At 66.8% G+C, this 21,923-nt stretch carries 18 protein-coding genes; 1 reads left to right on the top strand and 17 read right to left on the bottom strand.

What is annotated here, in order from left to right; genetic code table 11:
- Positions 1-25: 25 nt before the first annotated feature.
- The 4 genes from AACH00_RS02120 to AACH00_RS02105 all read right to left on the bottom strand — a co-directional run bounded on the left by AACH00_RS02120 (position 26) and on the right by AACH00_RS02105 (position 5,936).
- On the bottom strand, positions 26-2,551 hold the full coding sequence (locus tag AACH00_RS02120) for a two-component system response regulator (RefSeq protein ID WP_341397286.1): 2,526 nt from the start codon (positions 2,549-2,551) through the stop codon (positions 26-28).
- A gap of 88 nt (positions 2,552-2,639) precedes the next feature.
- The gene (locus AACH00_RS02115) at positions 2,640-3,068 is read right to left on the bottom strand and encodes a response regulator (RefSeq protein WP_341397285.1); all 429 of its coding nucleotides are present in this window, start codon (positions 3,066-3,068) and stop codon (positions 2,640-2,642) included.
- A 114-nt stretch (positions 3,069-3,182) separates the two neighbouring features.
- Positions 3,183-5,453, bottom strand: coding sequence for a PAS domain S-box protein (locus AACH00_RS02110; RefSeq protein ID WP_341397284.1), 2,271 nt, complete (start codon positions 5,451-5,453; stop codon positions 3,183-3,185).
- Between the two features lie 99 nt (positions 5,454-5,552).
- Positions 5,553-5,936, bottom strand: coding sequence for a hypothetical protein (locus AACH00_RS02105; protein ID WP_341397283.1), 384 nt, complete (start codon positions 5,934-5,936; stop codon positions 5,553-5,555).
- 317 nt (positions 5,937-6,253) lie between these two features.
- Here AACH00_RS02105 and AACH00_RS02100 point away from each other — a divergent pair, with 317 nt between their 5' ends.
- Positions 6,254-6,664: a DUF805 domain-containing protein gene (locus tag AACH00_RS02100; RefSeq protein ID WP_341397282.1), complete on the top strand. Its 411-nt coding sequence runs from the start codon at positions 6,254-6,256 to the stop codon at positions 6,662-6,664.
- Positions 6,665-6,690: 26 nt separating this feature from the next.
- Here AACH00_RS02100 and clsB read toward each other — a convergent pair whose 3' ends face one another.
- The 13 genes from clsB to AACH00_RS02035 all read right to left on the bottom strand — a co-directional run bounded on the left by clsB (position 6,691) and on the right by AACH00_RS02035 (position 21,746).
- Positions 6,691-7,992: a cardiolipin synthase ClsB gene (clsB, locus tag AACH00_RS02095; protein WP_341397281.1), complete on the bottom strand. Its 1,302-nt coding sequence runs from the start codon at positions 7,990-7,992 to the stop codon at positions 6,691-6,693.
- Positions 7,989-8,816, bottom strand: a complete 828-nt coding sequence (locus AACH00_RS02090) for an endonuclease/exonuclease/phosphatase family protein (RefSeq protein WP_341397280.1) — start codon at positions 8,814-8,816, stop codon at positions 7,989-7,991. The genes clsB and AACH00_RS02090 overlap by 4 nt, the downstream gene beginning before the upstream one ends.
- Positions 8,813-9,316, bottom strand: coding sequence for a dihydroneopterin triphosphate diphosphatase (nudB, locus tag AACH00_RS02085; protein WP_341397279.1), 504 nt, complete (start codon positions 9,314-9,316; stop codon positions 8,813-8,815). Before nudB ends, AACH00_RS02090 begins: the two co-directional genes overlap by 4 nt.
- An 86-nt stretch (positions 9,317-9,402) precedes the next feature.
- Positions 9,403-11,193 (bottom strand): aspartate--tRNA ligase, encoded by a 1,791-nt coding sequence (aspS, locus tag AACH00_RS02080; protein ID WP_341397278.1) that lies wholly within the window; start codon positions 11,191-11,193, stop codon positions 9,403-9,405.
- Positions 11,194-11,316: 123 nt separating this feature from the next.
- On the bottom strand, positions 11,317-11,976 hold the full coding sequence (locus AACH00_RS02075) for a DUF502 domain-containing protein (RefSeq protein WP_341397277.1): 660 nt from the start codon (positions 11,974-11,976) through the stop codon (positions 11,317-11,319).
- A 28-nt stretch (positions 11,977-12,004) separates the two neighbouring features.
- Positions 12,005-12,358, bottom strand: coding sequence for an FmdB family zinc ribbon protein (locus tag AACH00_RS02070; RefSeq protein ID WP_341397276.1), 354 nt, complete (start codon positions 12,356-12,358; stop codon positions 12,005-12,007).
- A 64-nt stretch (positions 12,359-12,422) separates the two neighbouring features.
- Positions 12,423-13,901 (bottom strand): high affinity choline transporter 1, encoded by a 1,479-nt coding sequence (locus tag AACH00_RS02065; RefSeq protein ID WP_341397275.1) that lies wholly within the window; start codon positions 13,899-13,901, stop codon positions 12,423-12,425.
- A 104-nt stretch (positions 13,902-14,005) separates the two neighbouring features.
- Positions 14,006-15,568 (bottom strand): ubiquinone biosynthesis regulatory protein kinase UbiB, encoded by a 1,563-nt coding sequence (ubiB, locus tag AACH00_RS02060; RefSeq protein ID WP_341397274.1) that lies wholly within the window; start codon positions 15,566-15,568, stop codon positions 14,006-14,008.
- Positions 15,569-15,581: 13 nt separating this feature from the next.
- The gene (locus AACH00_RS02055; RefSeq protein WP_341397273.1) at positions 15,582-16,136 is read right to left on the bottom strand and encodes a hypothetical protein; all 555 of its coding nucleotides are present in this window, start codon (positions 16,134-16,136) and stop codon (positions 15,582-15,584) included.
- Between the two features lie 38 nt (positions 16,137-16,174).
- A complete protein-coding gene (gene ubiE / locus AACH00_RS02050) occupies positions 16,175-16,906 on the bottom strand; it encodes a bifunctional demethylmenaquinone methyltransferase/2-methoxy-6-polyprenyl-1,4-benzoquinol methylase UbiE (RefSeq protein ID WP_341397272.1) in 732 nt (243 codons plus the stop codon).
- A gap of 23 nt (positions 16,907-16,929) precedes the next feature.
- On the bottom strand, positions 16,930-17,337 hold the full coding sequence (locus AACH00_RS02045) for a gamma-butyrobetaine hydroxylase family protein (protein ID WP_341397271.1): 408 nt from the start codon (positions 17,335-17,337) through the stop codon (positions 16,930-16,932).
- 42 nt (positions 17,338-17,379) lie between these two features.
- Positions 17,380-17,829 (bottom strand): HIT family protein, encoded by a 450-nt coding sequence (locus AACH00_RS02040; RefSeq protein WP_341397270.1) that lies wholly within the window; start codon positions 17,827-17,829, stop codon positions 17,380-17,382.
- Positions 17,829-21,746: a DUF3683 domain-containing protein gene (locus AACH00_RS02035; protein ID WP_341397269.1), complete on the bottom strand. Its 3,918-nt coding sequence runs from the start codon at positions 21,744-21,746 to the stop codon at positions 17,829-17,831. Before AACH00_RS02035 ends, AACH00_RS02040 begins: the two co-directional genes overlap by 1 nt.
- Between the last annotated feature and the right edge of the window lie 177 nt (positions 21,747-21,923).

The following is a 21,923-nucleotide window of genomic DNA, read 5'->3' as shown; positions in this document are numbered from 1 at the left end:
GGCAACGCCCCTGGTTTCAATGCCTTCAAACCTTCTTGAGGCGGTCGAGCATCCAGCGTTCGCACTCGTCGGCGGGCATCGGACGGCCATGCAGGAAGCCCTGCATCTCGTCACAGCCCAGCCCGCTCAGGCGCTCGTGCTGGGCCTCGGTTTCCACGCCTTCGGCCAGCACGTTCAGGCGCAGCTTGTGGGCCATGGCGATGATGGCTTCGACGATGGCGACGTCGTCTTGCGTGGCGCCGGGTGCCACGCCGTCTTCATCCACATCGGCCAGATGCTGGATGAAGCTGCGGTCGATCTTCAGGCGCTGCAGCGGCAGCTGGCGCAGATAGGCGAAGTTCGTGTAGCCGGTGCCGAAATCGTCGATCGAGATGCGCACGCCGATCGCCCGCAGGCGGCGCAGCAGCGTCAGGGCCTGCTCAGGCTCCTGCATCACGCTGGACTCGGTGATTTCCAGCTCCAGGCTGGCTGGTGGCAGCCCACCGGCTTCCAGCGCGTTGAGCACGGTCACGTCCAGGCCGGGGCGCTGCAACTGGCGCGGTGACAGGTTCACCGCCATGCACAGGTCGGGGTGGCCGGCGGCACGCCAGCGACGCAACTGGCGGCAAGCCTCACCCAGCACCCATTCACCGATGTCGAGGATCAGGCCGGTCTCTTCGGCCAGCGGAATGAACTGGTCCGGCGGGATCAGGCCTTCCACCGGGTGCATCCAGCGCACCAGCGCCTCCACACCGCTCACCTGCCCGTTGTCGACCCGCAGCTTAGGCTGGTAGTGCAGCCGCAGCTCGTCGCGCGCAATCGCGCCGCGCAGGTCGTTTTCAAGACGCAGCCGCTGGTGCGCGCGGGCATCCATCTCGGGGCTGAAGAAACGGTAGGCGTTGCGACCGGCATCCTTGGCCTTGTAGAGCGCGGTGTCAGCGTACTTCAGCAGGGTTTCGGCGTCGGTGCCGTCACGCGGGTACATGCTCACACCGAGGCTGCAGGTGACGTACAAGTCCTGATGCCCGATGCGGAAGGACGCGGTCAACGCGGCCATCAGCTTGTCGGCGACGTGTGCCGGGTCAGCCACACCTTCCACCTGCGGCAGCACCACCACGAACTCATCGCCGCCAAGGCGCGCCACCGTGTCGTCTTCGCGCAGCACACCGCGCAGCCGCTGCGACACCTGCTTGAGCAGCTCGTCACCCTGCAGGTGGCCGAGGGTGTCGTTGATGGTCTTGAAGCGGTCCAGGTCCATGAACAGCACGGCCAGCTGGCCCTGATGCCGCTGCGCGTGGGCCAGCGCCAGACCCAGGCGGTCCATCAGCAAGGTGCGGTTGGGCAGGCCGGTGAGTGGATCGTGGTACGCCAGGTGCTCGATGCGCGCTTCCTGCTGCTTGCGCTCGGTGATGTCCTGCACGATGCCGGCGCGGCGGTACGGCAGGCCGGCTTCGTCGAACACCGGGTAGCTGCGCATCAGCACATGGCGCAGGGCGCCGTCGGGCCGCACCACGCGGTACTCGGCCTCAAAGCGCTCGTCGGTGTTGATGGCCTGAACGGCGGCCTGCATGCGCACCTGGTCATGCGGGTGAATGGGCGCCATCCAGGCCACCCAGTCGTCGTACAGCACCTCGCAAGGCAGACCCCAGATGCGCTCGAACGCGGGGCTGACATACAGCAGCTTGCGCCGCAGCGGGTCGTTCAGGAAGAACACGTCACCGATGCCTTCGGCCATCTGGCGGAAGCGCGCCTGGCTCTCACGCAGGGCACCGCGCTCACGCTCAAGCTCGACCCGGAAAAACGCGCTCTCGATGGCCACCGGCAGGCGGCGCAGCATGTCTTCGTGCTTGACGAGGTAGTCGGTGGCGCCCAGCTTGAGCGTCTGCACCGCGCTGTCTTCGTCGCCCTGGCCGGTGATGATGATGACGGGCAGGTCCAGGCCGCGGTCTTGCCGAACCACTTTCACCAGCTCCAGCGCATTCATGCCGGGCAGCAGGTAGTCGAGCAGCAGCACATCGGGCGCCGCAGCCGCACGGGCAATCGGGGGCAGGCGGTTCAGCACTTCATCGGCCGAGCCCACCGCTTCGAGCCGGATGTTCGGCGCGTAGCGGTTGAGGTGGCGCATCAGCAGGTCGACATCGGTGTGGGTGCGCTCGGCATACAGCACGCGGATCGGCCGGGCATGGCGCGCGCTGGCCAGACGATGCCGCCCCATGGCCAGATCCAGCAGCACGGGCAGGCGGTCGAGGTAGTTGCCGTGCTTGACGATGTAGTCGTCGGCACCGCCGCGCAGGGCCGCCACCACCGTGGCTTCGTCGCCGGAGCCGGTCAGCATCACCACCGGCATGGGCAGCGCCTGGTCGCGCACCTGGCGCAGCAACTCCAGCCCGCTGCCGTCGGGCAGGTTCATGTCGCACAGCAACAGGTCGGGCAGCACGTCGGCTTTCAGGCGCTCGCGGGCGCTGGCCACGTCGGCCACATTCATCAGCACGATGTGTGGCGCCAGACGACTCAGGTGGCGACGCGTCAGGTCGGCATCCTGGTCATTGTCTTCAACGTAGAGAACCTTCATGGGTGGGGGGAGGCAATGCGGGGTTGGCCCACCACCTCAACCACGCCTGGATGCGCAGCCGGCGCTGGCCGGAAAGCACATCAGACCATCAGGGGTCTTGCGGGTTTTGGTTGAGTACGCACCAGTACAGGTCAATCTGCGCGGCCACTTCGATGAACTTCTCGAATTCGACCGGTTTGACGATGTACGAATTGACGCCCAGGCCATAGGCCGTCTGGACATCGGCGTCCTCGCGGGACGTGGTGAGCACCACGACCGGGATGCGGCTGAAAGTGGGGTGCGCCTTGAGCTTGCGCAACACGTCCAGGCCCGGCACGCGCGGCAGCTTCAGGTCGAGCAGGATGACCACGGGCAGCGGTTCACCGGCCTCCCAGCGAGCCAGCCAGTTCAGGGCCTCTTCACCATCGCGCGCCACTTCGAGCGGGTTCGCGATGTTGCGTTTGGCGAATGCCCTGCGCGTGAGGTCGACATCCATCGGGTTGTCTTCGACCAGCAGGATCGGACGGTTACCACTCATTCGTAGATCCAGCGGGCGTTGGCGCCCGGTTGTTAACGCACAAGAATACCCCGAAAGCCTCAGGAAGTGACGACTCGCTGGCCGCCTCCCCCAAGAGCCCGAGACGCCAACACGCTATCCCGGCAACTCCACCACGAAAGTGGCGCCCTGCCCGGGCTCGCTGTGGGCCCGCACCCGGCCCTTCATGCGTTCCACCGCCTTGCGGACGATGGCCAAGCCCACACCTGTACCGGGGTAATCCTCGGCGCGGTGCAGGCGCTGGAAGATCTCGAAGATGCGGTCGTGATAGCGCATGTCGAAGCCGGGGCCGTTGTCGCTGACGGTGATTCGGCAGCCGGTTTCGTGCACCTCGCAGGCCACGCGGATGACACGTTCTTCGCGGCCCGCGGTGAACTTGATCGCGTTGTCGAGCAGGTTGCGCATCACCAGCCCGAGGCCGTCGCGCTCGGCCACGGCGTGCTGGGCTTCCAGCGTCAATGACAGCGTCACGCCCTGCTCGTCGAGCTCGCGCCGCCGCTCGGCCACCCACTGCTGGATGTGCGTTGACGGGTTCAGCGGCGCCAGCGTGGGCCGGCTGCGCTCGACCCGCGAATAGGCCAGCAGGTCATCAATCAGCCGCCCCATGTGCACCGTGGCCTTGCGGATGGTCTCGATGAAGGAGCGACCTTCCGCGTTCAGATCACTGGCGTGGTCGGCCTCCAGCAGCCGGCTGTAGCCGTCGATGCCGCGCAGAGGCGCTTTCAGGTCATGCGAGACCGAATAGGTGAAGGCTTCCATCTCGCGGTGTCGCGCCTCCAGCTCGGCGGTGCGCTCGGCCACACGGGCTTCCAGCTCGGCGTTCACCCGGCGAATCTCGTCGTCCACCCGTTTGCGGCTGGTGATCTCATGCATGAACCCGTGCCACTCGATGACCCCGTCACCGACTTTCACGGGCATCGCATGCAGCTCCACCCAGATCTCGCCGTACTTGGGGTGCTGAACGCGGAATTCCTCTCGGAACGCCTTCATCGTCTGGGCCGAGGCGGTGAAGGCCTGGCGCATGCGGGCCCGGTCTGCGGCATGCACCACGTCGCGGATGTCATGGAGCCCCTGGCCGATGCCGTAAGCCGAGCCAATGCGCGGATTGGCGATGTGCACCGACCCGCGGCCGTTCGCATCGAGGCGGTAGCTGATGAGCACACCGGGGGCGGTGGCCACCAGGCGGGCGACCTGCTGCTCGGCTTGCTGACGGGCATGCTCGGCCTCCTTGGCGGCCCGCGCCAGGGTGATGTCTTCGGCCATGCCCACCAGGTGGGACAGGCCGCCGAGAGCGTCAAGCACCGGCTTGCCGCGGTCACGCACCCAGATCATGCTGCCGTCAGGCCTCACCACGCGGTATTCGGCCTCGAACGGGCGTTCAACCGTGGTGCCGAAATACGCATCAGCCACGGCTTGCCGGTCGTCCGGGTGGATGCAGTCCATCCAGCTGACCTGCTGGTCATACAGCGCCTGCACGGGCAGGCCCCAGAGCCGCTCGAACGCCGGGCTGACGTACAGCGTGCGGCCATCGGACGGGCGGCTCATCCAGATCACATCCTGGCTGGCCTCGGCGAAAAGGCGGAAGCGCGATTCGCTCTCGCGCAGCGCCTGCATGGCCTCGACGCGTCCGGTGATGTCGGCAAATGTCACCACAACGCCGTCGGTGCTGCCGTCCTCGCGCACCGGCAAGGGCTCTGCGTTGGCCTGCGCCCAGCGCAGGCCATGGGCGGTGTGCACACCGATGGTCATGCCGGTCACGGGTTGGCCGGTGCGCAGGGCGCGCACGGCCGGGCGGTCTGACGGCGGCACCGGGCGGCCGTCCTCATGCAGCAACAGGTGCACCTCGTCGTCGGCGCGGTGCCGGGCCTGCTGAACCTGGCTGCGGCCAAAAAACGCCAGTGCGGCGGGGTTGGCCTCCACGAGTTCCAGGGAGGCGTCATAGCGCAACACGCCCGCCGGCAGGTTGTCGAGCATGCGGCTGCCCGCCCAGTCGCCAAGGCGGGTGGCGGGCTGCACGAGCAGCGCCACGATGTGTTGATGGGCAGGCGGCTTGCCCTGGCCCTCCGGGGCGGTAGGCGGTGCCTGGGCCAGGAACTTCGGACCGATCTGCAATTGCACCAGCAACTCGCCTGCGGGCTCGGTGCCCGGCTGGCGGTCTTGCAGCTTGCTCAGGCCGTCGGCTTGAAGCTGCAGCAGGTCGGCCAATGGCCGGCCCACCACCGCCCTTTCAGCAAGCCCCCACAGGGCCAGCGCAGCGGGGTTGGCTGCCAGCACCTGGTCGTCATCGTCCAGCAGCAGTTGCGGCGAGGGCGAGAACTGCCAGCCGGCCGAAGCGGCCGGTGCTGGATTCACTTCGGACACGGACATCTGGAACCACCCCACCCATCGCCATCTTGATGGCCGATTCTGCCGTGCCTGCGCACATTCGTGCAGCGGCAAGGCACAGGGCGGAGTGGGGATGTTGCTTCAGCGAACGCGGCAGTTGGCCTTGCCAGTCAGCACGGTGGCGCCGGCGGCGTCATGCAGCTCGGCCGTCACGGCCCCACCGACGATGAAGTTGACGGGGATGGCCGTGGCGCCCTTGCGGATGTCGCGACGCTGGCTGGAGAAGTCGATCTCGACTTCGTTGGCCACGGTGTTTTCGGTGCTGCTGACCACGCGGCCGCTGCCCGACATCAGCACGGCGGTGTAAGCACCCGTGGGCACGTCCATGCCGTCAACCGAGGCGCTGGAGCGGTCAGCACGGGTTTCGCAGCGCACGCGCAGCGATTGCGCCTGGGCGGTGGCGGCCAGCACGCTGAACAGCAGGGCGGACAGGACGGCGGTCTGGGTGGTGGTGAAGCGGTTCATGACATTCTCCTGATAGGGCATCTTGAGGTGCCACCAACCCCGGTACTTGCGGTACGCGGGGCTGGCGGTGGGAGGTGTCAGCCACGCGGCACCGTCGCTGACACACCACAAGAACGCAACGCGCGTGCCAGCAATGTGCAAACAGCCCATTTATTTGCAAGTTATTGATTTCAATGAACTTTTCAATTCCCGAAGGTTGACGACCTCCCGCAATGCAACCGCCGGTGGGTCTACATCACCACCACTGGGGGAATTGCCCCACCCAACCCAGCGGGCCCTCCCCCACCGCCCGCTCGGCCCATGGAATACTTTCACCCATGTCTGACATGCGACCGTCCCCACTGGCCCCGGCCGGCCACGCCGAGCCCCACGACCCTCTGCGTGAGTCCATGCCGCCGCTGAAGCTGCTGTTCAGCCTGCAGGGCCGCATCGGGCGCGGGCTGTTCTGGCGTGTGGGCGTGCTGGGCTTGCTGCTGGTGGGCCTGGTGCTGACCGCGCTGGTGAACATCGCCGGCTACCACGGCGAAAAGGCCGATGGCATCGTCAACCTGCTGCTGGTCTGGCCGGCGGTGGCGGTATCGGCCAAGCGTTGGCATGACCAGGACAAGTCAGGCTGGTGGGTGCTCATCACCCTGATTCCGGTGATCGGCTGGATATGGACGCTGGTGGCCAACGGCTGCCGCGCCGGCACACCCGGCCCGAACCGGTACGGGCCCGCGCCGCAGTAAAGCGCCGCCCTGGGGCAATCAGCAGCTCAGTACCGCCCGTTCAGCCCTGCCAGGCGCAGGTAGGAATGCGCCAGCCAGGCCACGAAGGCGCGACGCAGGAAAGCCCACGGGCCACGCGCCAGTGAAGGCTTGGTGACCTGCCGTGACGCAGCGACTGCTTGGTCAAACGCCGCCCCCATCGCACCGGCCAGTTCGGCATCGCGCACGGCGAGGTTGGCTTCCAGGTTCAGCAGCAGCGAGAGCGGATCGACATTCGAGCTGCCCAGCGTGGCCCAGCGCCGATCCACCACCACCATCTTGGCGTGCAGAAAGGCCGGGGTGTACTCGAACACCTCCACGCCGTGGCCCAGCAGCTCGTCATACAGCACCTCGGCGGCCAGGCCGGCGAGGCGGTAGTCCAGCTTGCCTTGGAGCAGCAGCCGCACCTTCACGCCGCGCTGCGCCGCCTGCCCCAGCGCACGCCGGAACGCCCGGCCGGGGTAGAAGTACGGCGTCACCAGATCCACCGACTGCCGGGCTGAGCGGATCGCCTCGATCAGACTGCGCTCGATCGAGCGGCGCTGCCGCAGGTTGTCCCGTACCAGAAACGCCGCCTCCACGGGCTCAACGTCACCAACCGGCACAGCGCGGGCAGGCTGAATGCGCAGCTGCTTGAGCAGGCGCCGTGCGCGGTGCAGCGGCTCGGTGCTGCGGGCCAGCGCCAGCACCTCCTGGCGCCAGTCACGGCCGAAGGCGGCGCGGGTCCAGATGGCGCGCACCGTCTGTTCGATCGGCGCGACCACCGGGCCACGCACCTGCAAGGCGAAGTCAAACCGTGGCTGATCGGTCCAGCCATGGTGCAGGTCGTGGCGGTCGTCGATCAGGTTGATGCCGCCGACAAACGCCACATCGCCGTCCACCACACACAGCTTCTGGTGCAGGCGCCGCAATTGCCCCGGCTGCAGCCAGTTCCACCAGCGGGTGAGCGGGCGAAACACCACCAGCCCCACCGGGTGCGGCGACAGCCACTCCTGCAACTGGCTCAAGCTGCGGTGCGAACCAAAGCCATCCACCACCAGCCGCACGCGCACGCCACGCAGGGAGGCCGCGATCAGGCTGTCCACGATGCCGCGGGCGGCGTCATCGGTCTCGAAGATGTAGGTGGCCAGCCAGATCTCATGCCGCGCAGCAGCCATGGCCCGCCTCAGCGCGGGGAACAACTGGTCGCCCCCCTGCAGCAAGGTCACGTCATTGCCACCTAGCCAGACCGGCCGTGGGTGCAGGTACCAGGCCGCCGGATGCGGCCGGGCCTCGTCGTCTTGCGGCAGGGCGGGCCGCTGCTCGCTCATGCGGGCTCCAGCTCCACCACCAATGGCAGGTGATCGGACATGCGCGCCCAGGCCGCGCCGCGCGGCACCAGGGTGCTGACGCAGCGCCAGCCGCGCACATAGACCCGGTCGAGTGCAAACACCGGCACCCGAGACGGAAACGTCACGCGGTCAGCCGTTCGGCCAGACGGCGACAACGCGCGCTGCAAGCCCAGCCCCTGCATCGGTGCATCCAGCTTCTCGCCCCAGTCGTTGAAATCACCGGCCACCAGCAGCGGTGCATCGGCCGGCACCTCGCGGTCCAGCATCTCTGCGAGGCGCTGCACCTGCCGCACCCGGCTGGCGTGGATCAAGCCGAAATGCGCCACCACCACATGCACCGTCATGCCCTGCCAGATGACCGGCACATGCAGCAAACCGCGCTGCTCGAAACGGTGGTCCGACACATCGTGGTGCCCGATCTCGCCCATTGGCCAGCGTGACAGCAGCGCATTGCCATGCTCGCCATGCCGGGTGACGGCGTTGGTGCGATAGGCCGAGGCATAACCCTCGGGCGCCAGGAATTCCGCCTGGCCCTGAGCCGGCCAACCCAGCGGGCTGCGCGCAAACTGCCGCGCCTCCAGCGCATGGAACAGCCGCACTTCCTGCAGGCAGACCACATCAGCGTCGAGCGCCTCGATGCCAAGGCCGAGGTTGTGGATCTCCAGCCGCTTGGCCGGCCCCAGCCCGCGCACGCCCTTGTGGATGTTGTAGGTGCCCACCCGGAAGGTGTGGCTGCTGAACCGGGTGCTGAACTGCGTGGTGGGCGCGGTGCCCGCCCGCAGATGCGGCCGCTGGATGGTCATGCCGATGCGCCAGGTGCCGCGGCCGTGGCATACCGCGGCAGTTGCAGGATGGCCTCGGCATTCGACGGCGAGAAGCAGCGGTCAGCCGCCTCCCGCCAGGGCAGCCACACGGCCGCCGTGTGCTCACGCGGGGCCAGCGTCACCAATGTGCCGGCCGGCACGCACAGGCCAAACACCTGCTCGGTGTTGTGCGTCACGCCCGGCGGGTAACGGTGCCGCCAGCGCGGGTAGATCTCATAGACGTTGGCCAGTTGCCAGTCTTGCAAGGCGGCGTCCGGCACCTCAGGCGTGCCCACCTGGATGCCGGTTTCTTCGGCCACCTCACGCATGGCCGCCAGGCGCGAGGCTTCGTCCACGGCATCCTTCGAGCCCGTCACGCTTTGCCAGAAGCCGGGCACGTCGGCGCGCTCGATCAGCAGCACATCCAGCGCCGGGGTGTAGATCACCACCAGCACCGATTCAGGAATCTTCAGGGGCTTGGCCTGCATGGGTTCGCTCATGCCGTGATGCTATCGCGCTGGCCGAGCCTGGGGCGCAGGCGAAAAAAAAGGCCCCGAAGGGCCTTTCCTGCTTCACGGCTGTCGCATCAAGCGGCCGGTTGCGTGTTGCGCAGGCGGATGTGCAGCTCGCGCAGCTGCTTCTCGTCGACGTTGCTCGGTGCGCCGGTCAGCAGACACTGGGCACGTTGCGTCTTCGGGAAGGCGATCACGTCGCGGATGGAGTCGGCCTTGGTCATCAGGGTGATCAGGCGGTCCAGGCCGAAGGCCAGGCCACCGTGCGGCGGGGCGCCGTACTGCAGCGCGTCCAGCAGGAAGCCGAACTTGACCTGGGCGTCTTCCTTGCTGATGTTCAGCGCAGAGAACACCTTGCTCTGGATTTCAGCGCGGTGGATACGGATGGAGCCGCCACCCAGTTCCCAGCCGTTCAGCACCATGTCGTAGGCCTTGGCGATGCAGGCACCCGGGTCGGTGTCCATCAGGTCTTCATGGCCGTCCTTCGGCGCGGTGAACGGATGGTGCACGGCGTTCCAGCGGCCTTCGTCCTCGTCCTGCTCGAACATCGGGAAGTCGACCACCCACAGCGGGGCCCACTTGTCCTCGAACAGGCCCTTGGAGCGGCCGAATTCGCTGTGACCGATCTTCACGCGCAGCGCGCCAATGGCGTCGTTGACGACCTTGGCCTTGTCGGCACCGAAGAACAGCAGGTCGCCGTTGCAGGCACCGGTACGGGCCAGGATCTGTTCGATCGCGGCGTCGTGCAGGTTCTTGACGATCGGCGACTGCAGGCCTTCGCGGCCCTTGGCGACGTCGTTGACCTTGACCCAGGCCAGGCCCTTGGCGCCGTAGATCTTGACGAACTCGGTGTAGCCGTCGATCTCGCCACGCGACATGTCGGCACCACCCGGCACGCGCAGGGCCACCACGCGGCCACCCTTGGTGGTGGCGGGGGTGGAGAAGACCTTGAAGTCGACGTCCTTCATGACTTCGGTCAGCTCGGTGAACTCGAGCTTGACGCGCAGGTCCGGCTTGTCCGAGCCGTACTTGAACATCGCATCAGCGTAGGTCATCTGCGGGTACACCGGCAGCTCCACGCCCATGGCGTTGCGGAACACCGTGCGGATCATGCCCTCGAACATCGCGCGGATCTCTTCTTCGGTCAGGAAGGAGGTCTCGATGTCGATCTGGGTGAATTCCGGCTGGCGGTCAGCGCGCAGGTCTTCGTCGCGGAAGCACTTGGTGATCTGGTAGTAGCGGTCGAAGCCGGCCACCATCAGCAGCTGCTTGAACAGCTGCGGGCTTTGCGGCAGCGCGAAGAACTGGCCGTCATGCACGCGCGAAGGCACCAGGTAGTCGCGGGCACCTTCCGGCGTCGACTTGGTCAGCATCGGGGTTTCGATGTCGACGAAGCCGTTGGCGTCGAGGAACTTGCGGACTTCCATGGCCACGCGGTAGCGCAGCATCAGGTTCTTCTGCATGGCCGGGCGACGCAGGTCGAGCACGCGGTGCGTCAGGCGCACGGTCTCGCTCAGGTTGTCGTCGTCGAGCTGGAACGGCGGCGTCACCGACGAGTTCAACACTTCCAGCTCGTGGCACAGCACTTCGATCTTGCCGGACACGAGGTTGATGTTTTCAGTGCCGGCCGGACGGGCGCGCACCAGGCCCACCACCTTCAGGCAGAACTCGTTGCGCACGCCTTCGGCGACCTTGAACATGTCGGCGCGGTCGGGGTCGCAGACGATCTGGACCAGGCCTTCGCGGTCACGCAGGTCGATGAAGATCACACCGCCGTGGTCGCGGCGACGATGGGCCCAGCCCATCAGGGTCACGGTCTGGCCCATCAGCGTTTCGCTGACCTGGCCGCAATAAGTCGTTCTCATGGATGCACTCCGGTGCTTCGGTACAAGGGGGATGCGCGCCGGTCGTGCCGGAGCGCCATGATCTTCAGGGGCTGACAGGGGTGGGGCCAAGCCCTCAGGACTGAACGCCGGGCAGCGCGGTGTTCAGCCCGCCCGATTGGGGTCGGCCTCCTCCGGCCGGGTGATGGCACCCGCCGGGGGCGCCACCACGCCCATGGAAATGATGTACTTCAGAGCCTCGTCGACGCTCATGCCCAGCGGGCGCACCGCGTCGCGCGGCATCATCAGGAAGAATCCGGACGTCGGGTTTGGCGTGGTCGGCACGTACAGACTGACATGCTCACCCTGCAGATGCGCCGCAACCTCGCCGCTGGGCTTGCCCGTGACGAAAGCGATCGTCCAGGAGCCGGCATGCGGGTACTGCACCAGCACGGCTTCGCGGAAGGCGTTGCCGCTGCTGGAGAACAGCGTGTCCGACACCTGCTTCACCGAGCTGTAGATCGACTTGACGATGGGGATGCGGTTCATCAGCGCATCCCACTGGCGCAGGAACCACTGACCGAAGATGTTGGTCACGAACACGCCCGTGGCCAGCATCGCCAGCACCACCACCAGCACGCTCAGGCCCGGCACATGGCGCAGGCGCTCCAGGCCGTCATAGGCGCTGTGCGGCAGGATGGCCTGGGTGGCCGACAGGACAGCGGCGAACAGGCTGTCGAGCAGACCCAGCACCGACAGCAGCACCCAGACCGTGATGGCCAGCGGCAACCAGGACAGCAAGCCAGCGATCAGATATTTTTTCACGGTGCGTCCGAGGTTGAAACGATGAGATTCAGTGGCAGGCACAAGAACCGCCGCAACCGCCGGCGGCACTGTCGCCACCTGAACTGGCCGAGGCCGAGGAACCACTGTCACTGGCCGGCGCAGGGGCCGGTGCTGCGCTGGCGGCAGTGGATGCCGTCGCGCCGGCGGCGGCCGCCGCAGGTGCCGCAGCACCACCGCTGCCACCACGGAAGTCGGTCACGTACCAGCCCGAGCCCTTGAGCTGGAAGCCGGCGGCGGTGACCTGTTTCTGGAACTGCTCCGCGCCGCAGACCGGGCAGGTGGTCAGCGGGGCATCAGACATCTTTCGCAGCACATCACGCGCATGGCCGCAGGCGGCGCAGCGATAGGCGTAGATAGGCATGGGGAACCTCGGGGGAAAAACGTCGAATTATAGGGCGGGCGCCTCTTCCGGGCGCCCGCGGTGATCACGCGCCGGCTGCCTCGTCGGGCAAACCTGCCACATGCTGCTTGTGTTCGTGGCGGTTGGTCAGCCATTGCGGCGCCAGCGAGCCCACGACCATGCCCACCAGCGCAGCCAGCAGGCCAGCCAGCTGACCCGGGAACACCTCGCCCAGCGACGTGACCTGAGGGAAAAACAGCAACCAGACGCCGATGCCGGCCCCCAGCGACAGCACCGCACCCTGGGTGGTGGCGCGCTTCCAGTACAGGCCCACGGCCAGCGGCACGAACGCGCCGACCAGCGTCACCTGGTAGGCCGACGACACCAGGTCGTAGATCGGCGTGCCCTTCATGGCGATGGCGTAGGCGAGCACCAGGGCCGCGAAGATGACGATCGTCACCCGCATGGCCAGCAGCTGTTCGCGGTCCTTCATGTCGCCGCGCAGGTTCTTCAGGATGTTCTCGACGAAGCTGGTGGACGGCGCCAGCAACGTGGCCGACGAGGTGCTCTTGATGGCCGACAGCAGCGCGCCGAAGAACAGGATCTGCATGATCAGCGGCATCTTCGTCAGCACGAAGGTGGGCAGCAGGCGCTGGTAGTCGTCCTTGGCGATGTCCAGAGCCTCCTGGCCCATCACCACCACGGCCGCGGCCACGATGAACATCGGCACGAAGGCGAACAGGATGTAGCTGACACCGCCGATGACCGCGCCGTTGCGGGCCGTCTTTTCGTCCTTGGCCGACATCACGCGCTGGAACACGTCCTGCTGCGGGATGCTGCCAAACATCATCGTCACGGCCGCGCCGATGAACATGGCCATCTCGGTGAAGGTGGGCTCGGGCAGGAAGCGCCAGAGGTCATTCGCCTGGGTCAGGGCGATGACCTTGTCGGTGCCGCCAGCCAGGTCCGCAGAGAACACGGCGATCACGCTCAGGCCGATGACCAGCACGATCATCTGGATGAAGTCGGTCCAGGCCACCGCCAGGAAACCACCCACCACCACGTACACCAGCACCGCCAGCGTGCCGACGATCATGCCGGCGGTTTCGCTCATGGCGCCGTTGGTCAGCACCGAGAACACCAGGCCGAGCGCGGTGATCTGCGCGGCCACCCAGCCGAGGTAGCTCAGGATGATGGCCGAGGAGCAGAACACCTCGACGCCCTTGCCGTAACGCTGGCGGTAGAAGTCGCCGATCGTCAGCAGGTTCTGGCGGTACAGCTTGGTGGCGAAAAACAGGCCAACCAGGATCAGACAGGTGCCGGCACCAAACGGGTCTTCCACGATCGCGCCCAGACCGCTCTGCACGAACTTGGCCGGGATGCCCATCACCGTCTCGGCACCGAACCAGGTGGCGAAGGTGGTGGTGATCACCATGATCAGCGGCAGGCTGCGGCCGGCGATGGCGAAGTCACTCGTGTTCTTGATGCGGGTGCCGGCCCAGACGCCCAGGCCCAGGGTGCCCAGCAGGTACAGCACGACAAAAACGATCAGGGTGTTGTTCATGGCAAGTTCAACGGAAGGCGCCCGGCAGTGCACACCGGGGGTGAACTGCCTCGAAGGCGCGCATTATCACGGCGCCGGTCAGCCCCACCAAGGGGCGGAAACCTCTAAAAAGTGCCGTGGCTGAAGTAGCGAAGCAGCCAGCGTGCCACCACCACACCCGCCAGGAAGCCGGTGGCCCCCCAGAGCAGGCCCGCCAGCAGGCGATTGGTGCGGCGTTGCTCACGCACCAGCGCCGCCAGCAGCGGGCGCTGATCGGGCTGCTGCGACTGCAACTGGCGGTGCAGCAGGCGCGGCAGCTCAGGCAGCAGCTTGGCGTAGAGCGGGGCCTCGTCCTTCATGCGGCGCAGCAGCGCGCGCCAGCCCACCTGCTCGTTCATCCAGCGCTCCAGGAAGGGCTTGGCGGTGGACCACAGATCGAGATCGGGGTCGAGCTCGCGGCCCAGGCCCTCCACGTTCAGCAGCGTCTTCTGCAGCAGCACCAGCTGCGGCTGCACTTCCACGTTGAAGCGGCGCGAGGTCTGGAACAGGCGCAGCAGCACCTGGCCGAGCGAGATGTCTTTCAGCGGCCGATCGAAGTGCGGCTCGCAGGTGGCACGGATGGCCTGCTCCAGCTGCTCGATGCGGGTATCGGCCGGCACCCAGCCGGACTCCACATGCAGCTCGGCCACACGCTTGTAATCGCGCCGGAAAAACGCGATGAAGTTCTGCGCCAGGTATTCCTTGTCGACCTCGGTGAGCGTGCCGATGATGCCGAAATCCAGCGCGATGTAGCGGCCGAAGGTCTCGGGCGCCAGGCTGACCTGGATGTTGCCCGGGTGCATGTCGGCGTGGAAAAACCCGTCGCGGAACACCTGGGTGAAGAAGATGGTGACGCCGTCACGCGCCAGCTTCTTGATATCGATGCCAGCGTCGCGCAGGCGCTGCACCTGGCTGATGGGCACGCCCTTCATGCGCTCCATCACGATGACATTGGAGGTGCACAGCTCCCAGTGCATCTCGGGCACGATGATCAGCGGCAGATCGGCCATGTTGCGGCGCAGCTGCGCGGCATTGGCGGCTTCACGCACCAGGTCGAGTTCGTCATGCAGGTACATGTCGAATTCGGCGACCACCTCGCGCGGGCGCAGCCGCTTGCCGTCGGCCGACAGGCGCTCCACCCAGCGTGCCAGCGTGTGCAGCAGCGCGATGTCTTCGTCGATGACGCGCAGCATGCCCGGGCGCAGCACCTTGATGGCCACCTCGCGGCCGTCCTTCAGCGTGGCGAAGTGCACCTGGGCGATGGACGCGCTGGCCACCGGCTGCGCATCGAAGCTGCCAAACAGCTCGGCCACCGGCTTGCCCAGCGCCTGCTCGATCATGCGCTGCGACTGCTCGGCCGGGAACGGCGGGACGCGGTCCTGCAGCCGCGCCAGCTCGGTCGCGATGTCGGGCGGAATCAGGTCACGCCGGGTGGACAGCACCTGGCCGAACTTGATGAAGATCGGGCCGAGCGCTTCCAGCGCCAGCCGCAGCCGCACGCCGCGCGGCTCGTCATAGCTGCGCCCGCGGGACACCACCCAGGCCAGGGCCATGATCCAGCGGTGCTTGAAACCGGACAGCACCAGCTCGTCGACCCCATAACGCAGCAGGGTGACGACGATGCGCAGCAGACGCAGCAGGTAACGCATGGACGTGGGTGCCTCAGCCGCGGCGCAGCACGCCGGCCGCACCCTGGGCCACGGCCCGCAGGGCAGCGCCCGCGGTGTCGCCCACGCGGCTCAGGCCATCGGCCACGGCCGGGCCGAAGACACGCTCCAGATCGGCCGCGATGTCCCAGCGCACATTGGCCAGCACCCAGTTCACGTCGGCCGCCAGGCCCACATCACCTTCGATGCGCACGGTGGGCAGCTCGCCCGACACCAGGCGGCGCGCGGCCGCGAAAGGCTCGGAGGCATCCACCCGCAGGCGCAGGTCCGCCTCGGGCGTGGCCGCAGCGGTGGTTTCAGCGCCCGTCGCGGCGCCTTCATCGAGCGACTCGAACAAGCCGGCCGGCGTGATGCGCAGGGCCAGCGGCGGCGGCGGAGGCAGCGGGATCGTCCAGCCCTCGACCTCGACGCGCAAGACACGGCCGGCGTGGGCCTTCAGGCGCTCGGGCGCCACCGGGGCGGCGCTCAGCACATGGTTGGCGAGCAGCACAAAACGGGCGGTGGCAGCCGGCAGAACCAGCTGGGACAAGGCGGTGATGGGATCAGGCATTCACCGATTGTAGAAGCCGGGCGCTCAGCCCGGGCCCCTCAGCACTTGATACCCACATGCAGGGCCACGACCCCGCCGGTCAGGTTGTGAACGTCCACATGGCCGAAGCCGGCGGTCTTCATCATGCCCTTCAGCGTGGCCTGGTCCGGGTGCATGCGGATCGACTCGGCGAGGTAGCGGTAGCTCTCGGCGTCACCGGCCACCAGCTGCCCCAGCTTGGGCAGGATGTTGAACGAATACCAGTCGTAGGGCTTGCGCAGCGGCTTGGCCACCTGCGAGAACTCCAGCACCAGCAGCCGGCCGCCCGGGCGCAGCACGCGGCACATCTCGGCCAGCGCCACGTCCTTGTGGGTCATGTTGCGCAGGCCGAAGGCCACGCTCACCAGGTCGAAGTGGCCGGTCTTGAAGGGCAGCTTCTCGGCGTCACACAGCGTGGTGGGCAGCGCCAGGCCTTCGTCGATCAGGCGGTCGCGGCCGGTGCTGAGCATGGCCTCGTTGATGTCGGTGTGCACCACCTGCCCGGTGGGGCCGACCTGGCGGGCAAACGCGCGCGACAGATCGCCCGTGCCGCCTGCAATGTCGAGCGCCTTGTCACCGGCCTTCAGGTTGGCCACGGCCAGCGTGTAGGCCTTCCAGGCGCGGTGCATGCCCATCGACATCAGGTCGTTCATGACGTCGTACTTCGACGCCACGGAATCGAACACGCCCTTGACCTTGCCGGCCTTCACCGATTCATCGACAGTCTCGAAGCCGAAGTGGGTTTGCGACATGGCTGGGTTTCCTCGGGTCTGGATCAGTGGTTGTGGCTGCTGCAGGCGGAACCGGCCTTCTCGGGCATCGGCGCGTCGCGGTCAACACCGGCGTCCACCAGGCGCTGCTCGTAGGCGGCCCAGAGCGCGTCCTGCTGCGAGCCCAGCTTGTAGAGGTGCGGCCAGGTGAAGATGCCCGAATTGTGGCCATCGTCGAACGTCGGCTGGATGCCGTAGTTGCCCACCGCTTCCACGCCGTCGATGCCGACATGGCGCTTGCCGGTCTGCAGCACTTCCTGGCCCGGGCCGTGGCCCTGCACTTCGGCGGACGGCGAATACACGCGCATCAGCTCGAACGGGATGTTGAACGTCTGTCCGTCGTCAAAACCGACCTCCAGCACGCGGGTGGCCTGGTGCAAGGTCAGCGAAACAGGATGGGGCGTGGCGCTCATGGCGATTCCTTGCTTGAAACGGGGCAAACGATGGGGGGCGGGTCAGGCGGTCAGTGCCGCGACGATGCGGGCATCAACTTCCACCAGCGGGGCGATGAGGCGATCAACCGCCGCGGGCACCGGCGTGCGCTGGGCGGTGCCCCAGACCGGCTGCGGAAAGTGGCTGTCCCAGTCAAACCGGGCAATCACATGCCAGTGCAGGTGCGGCACCATGTTGCCAAAGGCGGCCAGGTTGATCTTGGTGGGCTGCAGCGACGTGCGCAGCACCCCTTCAACGGTGTTCACCGTGTCCATCAGGTGCTGGCGATCGGCGGCTAACAAATCGCTCATCTCGGCCACATGGGCCTGCCAGATCACCCGGTAGAAGGCCGGGAACTCCGGCGCATCGAGCACGCGCACCACCCGCAGCAGCGGGCCCTGGAACACCAGCGACCAGGCCGGAGTGGCCTGGTGCGCACAGAGTTCACAGGTGGAAACGAGCGCACCGGTCATCAGACCAGCACCCGTTCGATGCCACCGGCGTTGGCACGGGCCACGTACTGCTCCATCCAGCCTTCGCCGAGGATCTTGCGGGCCATCTCGACCACGATGTAGTCGGCTTCCAGCAGGCCGTTGTTCAGGTCGTCGCCATAACGGCTCAGGCCTTGCAGGCAGCTCGGGCAGCTGGTCAGGATCTTCAGATCCTGGGTGGCACTGACGGCACCGGTGGCACGCAGCTCGGTCTCGGCCTTGCGCATTTCCTCTTCCTTGCGGAAGCGGACCTGCGTCGAGATGTCGGGGCGGGTCACGCCCAGCGTGCCCGACTCACCGCAGCAGCGCTCGCTCTTGATCACGGCGTCGCCCACCAGGGCCTTCACCGTCTTCATCGGCTCCTGCAGCTTCATCGGGCTGTGGCAGGGGTCGTGATAGAGATAACCACCGGCCGAGCCGTCGAGCTTGATGCCCTTTTCGAGCAGGTACTCGTGGATGTCGATGATGCGGCAGCCCGGGAAGATCTCCTCGAACTTGTAGCCCTGCAGCTGGTCATAGCACGTGCCGCAGCTGACCACCACCGTCTTGATGTCGAGGTAGTTCAGCGTGTTGGCCACGCGGTGGAACAGCACCCGGTTGTCGGTGATGATCTTCTCGGCCTTGTCGAACTGGCCCGAGCCGCGTTGCGGATAACCGCAGCACAGGTAGCCCGGCGGCAGCACGGTCTGCACGCCGGCCTGCCACAGCATGGCCTGCGTGGCCAGCCCGACCTGGCTGAACAGGCGCTCGGAGCCGCAGCCCGGGAAATAGAACACCGCTTCCGTCTCCTGCGTGGTCGTTGCAGGGTTGCGGATGATCGGCACGTAATCCTTGTCTTCAATGTCCAGCAAGGCGCGTGCGGTCTTCTTCGGAAGCCCGCCTGGCATCTTCTTGTTGATGAAGTGGATCACCTGTTCCTTGAGCGGCGCTGCGCCCACCGTCGAAGGCGGTGCGCTGGTCTGCTTGCGGGCAGCCAGCTTCAGCACGTCATGGGCCATGCGCTGCACCTTCATGCCCACGCCCACCATGGCCGATCGGGCCAGCTTGATGGTCTGCGGGTTGGTGGCGTTGAGCATCAGCATGGCCGCGGCATTGCCCGGCCGGAAGCTCTTCTGGCCCATCTTGCGCAACAGGTTGCGCATGTTCATCGACACTTCGCCGAAGTCGATCTTCACCGGGCACGGGCTCAGGCACTTGTGGCAGACCGTGCAGTGGTCGGCCACGTCCTCGAACTCTTCCCAGTGCTTGATCGACACGCCGCGGCGCGTCTGCTCTTCGTAGAGGAAGGCCTCCACCAGCAGCGACGTGGCGAGGATCTTGTTGCGGGGCGAATACAGCAGGTTGGCGCGCGGCACATGCGTGGCGCACACCGGCTTGCACTTGCCGCAACGCAGGCAGTCCTTCACCGAGTTGGCGATCTCGCCGATGTCGCTCTGCTGCATGATCAGCGACTCATGCCCCATCAGGCCGAAGCTCGGCGTGTAGGCATGGCTGAGGTCGGCGGCGTGCACGTCATCGCCCAGGCCGGTCAAGGCCGCGCCTCGCAGCAGCTTGCCCTTGTTGAAGCGGCCTTCCGGATCGACCTTGGCCTTGTAGGCCACGAAGTTGGCCAGCTCGTCGTCGGTCAGGAACTCCAGCTTGGTGATGCCGATGCCGTGCTCACCCGAGATGACGCCGTTCAGCGAACGCGCCAGCACCATGATGCGGGCCACCGCTTCATGGGCGGTCTGCAGCATCTCGTAGTTGTCGGAGTTGACCGGGATGTTGGTGTGCACATTGCCGTCGCCGGCATGCATGTGCAGCGCCACCCACACGCGGCCGCGCAGCACTTCCTTGTGGATGCGCTTGCACTCGTCGAGCACCGGGATGAACGCCGCGCCGGCAAACACCGACTGCAGCGGCTTGAAGATCTGCGTCTTCCACGAGGCGCGCAGGCTGTGGTCCTGCAGCTGGTCGAAGAAGCTGCGGGCCGGCTCGGCCTGCACCACGTCGAGGCCGTCCTTCCAGCCTTGCCACTGCGCGCGCACGTCGCGGATCAGCGTCAGGGCTTGCTGGACACGGTCTTCCAGCAGCTCGGCGCTCGGAATCTCGTTGGCGTCGTCGGTCTTGCCCAGCGGCAGGCTGCCTTCGGCAAACAGCAGCTCCAGCCGGTCGGCCAGGGCGATCTTGTTGCGCAGGCTGAGCTCGATGTTGATGCGCTCGATGCCCAGGGTGTATTCACCCATGCGCTCCAGCGGAATCACCACGTCCTCGTTCACCTTGAACGCGTTGGTGTGCTTGCTGATGGCCGCGGTGCGCTTGCGGTCCAGCCAGAACTTCTTGCGCGCATCGGCCGAGACGGCCACGAAGCCCTCGCCCGAGCGGCCGTTGGCCAGGCGGATGACTTCGCTGGTGGCACGCGCCACCTGGTCGGCGTCATCACCCACGATGTCGCCGATCAGCACCATCTTCGGGAAACCGCCGCGCTTGCTCTTGGTGGTGTAGCCCACCGCCTTCAGGTAGCGGTCGTCCAGATGCTCGAGACCGGCCAGGATCGCGCCGCCGGGCTTCTTCATCTCGGCGAACATGAAGTCCTTGATCTCGACGATCGAGGGCACGCAGTCCTTCGGATTGCCGAAGAACTCCAGGCACACCGTGCGGACGTGGTCGGGCATGCGGTGGACGACCCAGCGCGCGCTGGTGATCAGGCCGTCGCAGCCTTCCTTCTGGATACCGGGCAGGCCAGCCAGGAACTTGTCGGTGACGTCCTTGCCCAGGCCTTCCTTGCGGAAGACTCGGCCCGGAATGTCGAGGCGCTCGGTGCGCTCCAGCTTGCGGCCGGTAGCGTCGAAGTAGCACAGCTCGAAGCTGGCCATCTCCACATCATGGATCTTGCCCATGTTGTGGTTCAGGCGGGTCACCTCCAGCCACTTGGCTTCGGGCGTCACCATGCGCCAGCTGGCCAGGTTGTCGAGCGCGGTGCCCCACAACACGGCCTTCTTGCCGCCGGCATTCATCGCGATGTTGCCGCCGATGCAGCTGGCCTCAGCCGAGGTCGGGTCGACCGCGAACACATAGCCGGCCCGCTCGGCGGCATCCGCCACCCGCTGGGTGACCACGCCGGCGCCGGTCCACACCGTGGCGATCTTGTCAGGCAGACCGGGCAGCTCGACGAACTCGACCTCGGTCATCTGTTCGAGCTTTTCGGTGTTGATGACCGCGCTCTTCCAGGTCAGCGGCACCGCGCCGCCGGTGTAGCCCGTGCCACCCCCGCGCGGGATGATGGTCAGGCCAAGCTCGACGCAGGCGGCCACCAGGCCGGCCATTTCGGCTTCGGTGTCCGGCGTCAGCACGACGAACGGGTATTCCACGCGCCAGTCGGTGGCGTCGGTCACATGCGACACGCGCGACAGGCCGTCGAACTTGATGTTGTCCTTCGGCGTGTGCTTGCCCAGCAGCTTGCGGCAGCGCTGGCGCAGGGCAGACACGTCATCAAACCGGCGGGCGAAGCGGTCGACGGTGGCACGGGCGGCCACCAGCAGCTCGCCGACATTGGCGTCGCGCGTGGCATCGGCCTCCGGCGTGCGGCGCTTCTCGACTTCACCCAGGCGGTGGTGCAGCGCCTCGATCAGCAGGGCCCGGCGTTTCGGGTTGTCCAGCAGGTCGTCTTCGAGGTACGGGTTGCGCTGGACCACCCAAATATCGCCCAGCACTTCGTACAGCATGCGGGCGGAACGGCCGGTGCGGCGCTCCTCGCGCAGTCGGTTCAACAGCTCCCACGCACGTTCACCCAGCAGGCGAAGCACGATTTCGCGGTCGGACAGCGAGGTGTAGTTGTACGGAATTTCGCGCAGGCGCGGCGCGCTGGCGTCGGGATGGGCCACAGGGGCGGTGACGGCGATCGGAAGCGGTGCGTTCATGGCGGGCAGGTGTGGCGCAACGGCCACCTGGCCGCAGGCCCCTGTCTAGGGCACGTTGGGGCCGAATCGTACCGCAGCGCAGCAAACCCCCCAGTTCGCAGGGGGGTGCGTGAAAGAGGGTGATTGTCGCCTGCGCGCCAGCGTCGAAGGGGTTTCCCCGCTTGCCCGGGGTTGACC

This window comes from Ideonella margarita (assembly GCF_038066635.1).
GTDB lineage: Bacteria > Pseudomonadota > Gammaproteobacteria > Burkholderiales > Burkholderiaceae_C > Ideonella > Ideonella margarita.
The sequence above is the reverse complement of the archived record's forward strand: the minus strand, read 5'-3'. Positions and strand labels throughout refer to the sequence as shown.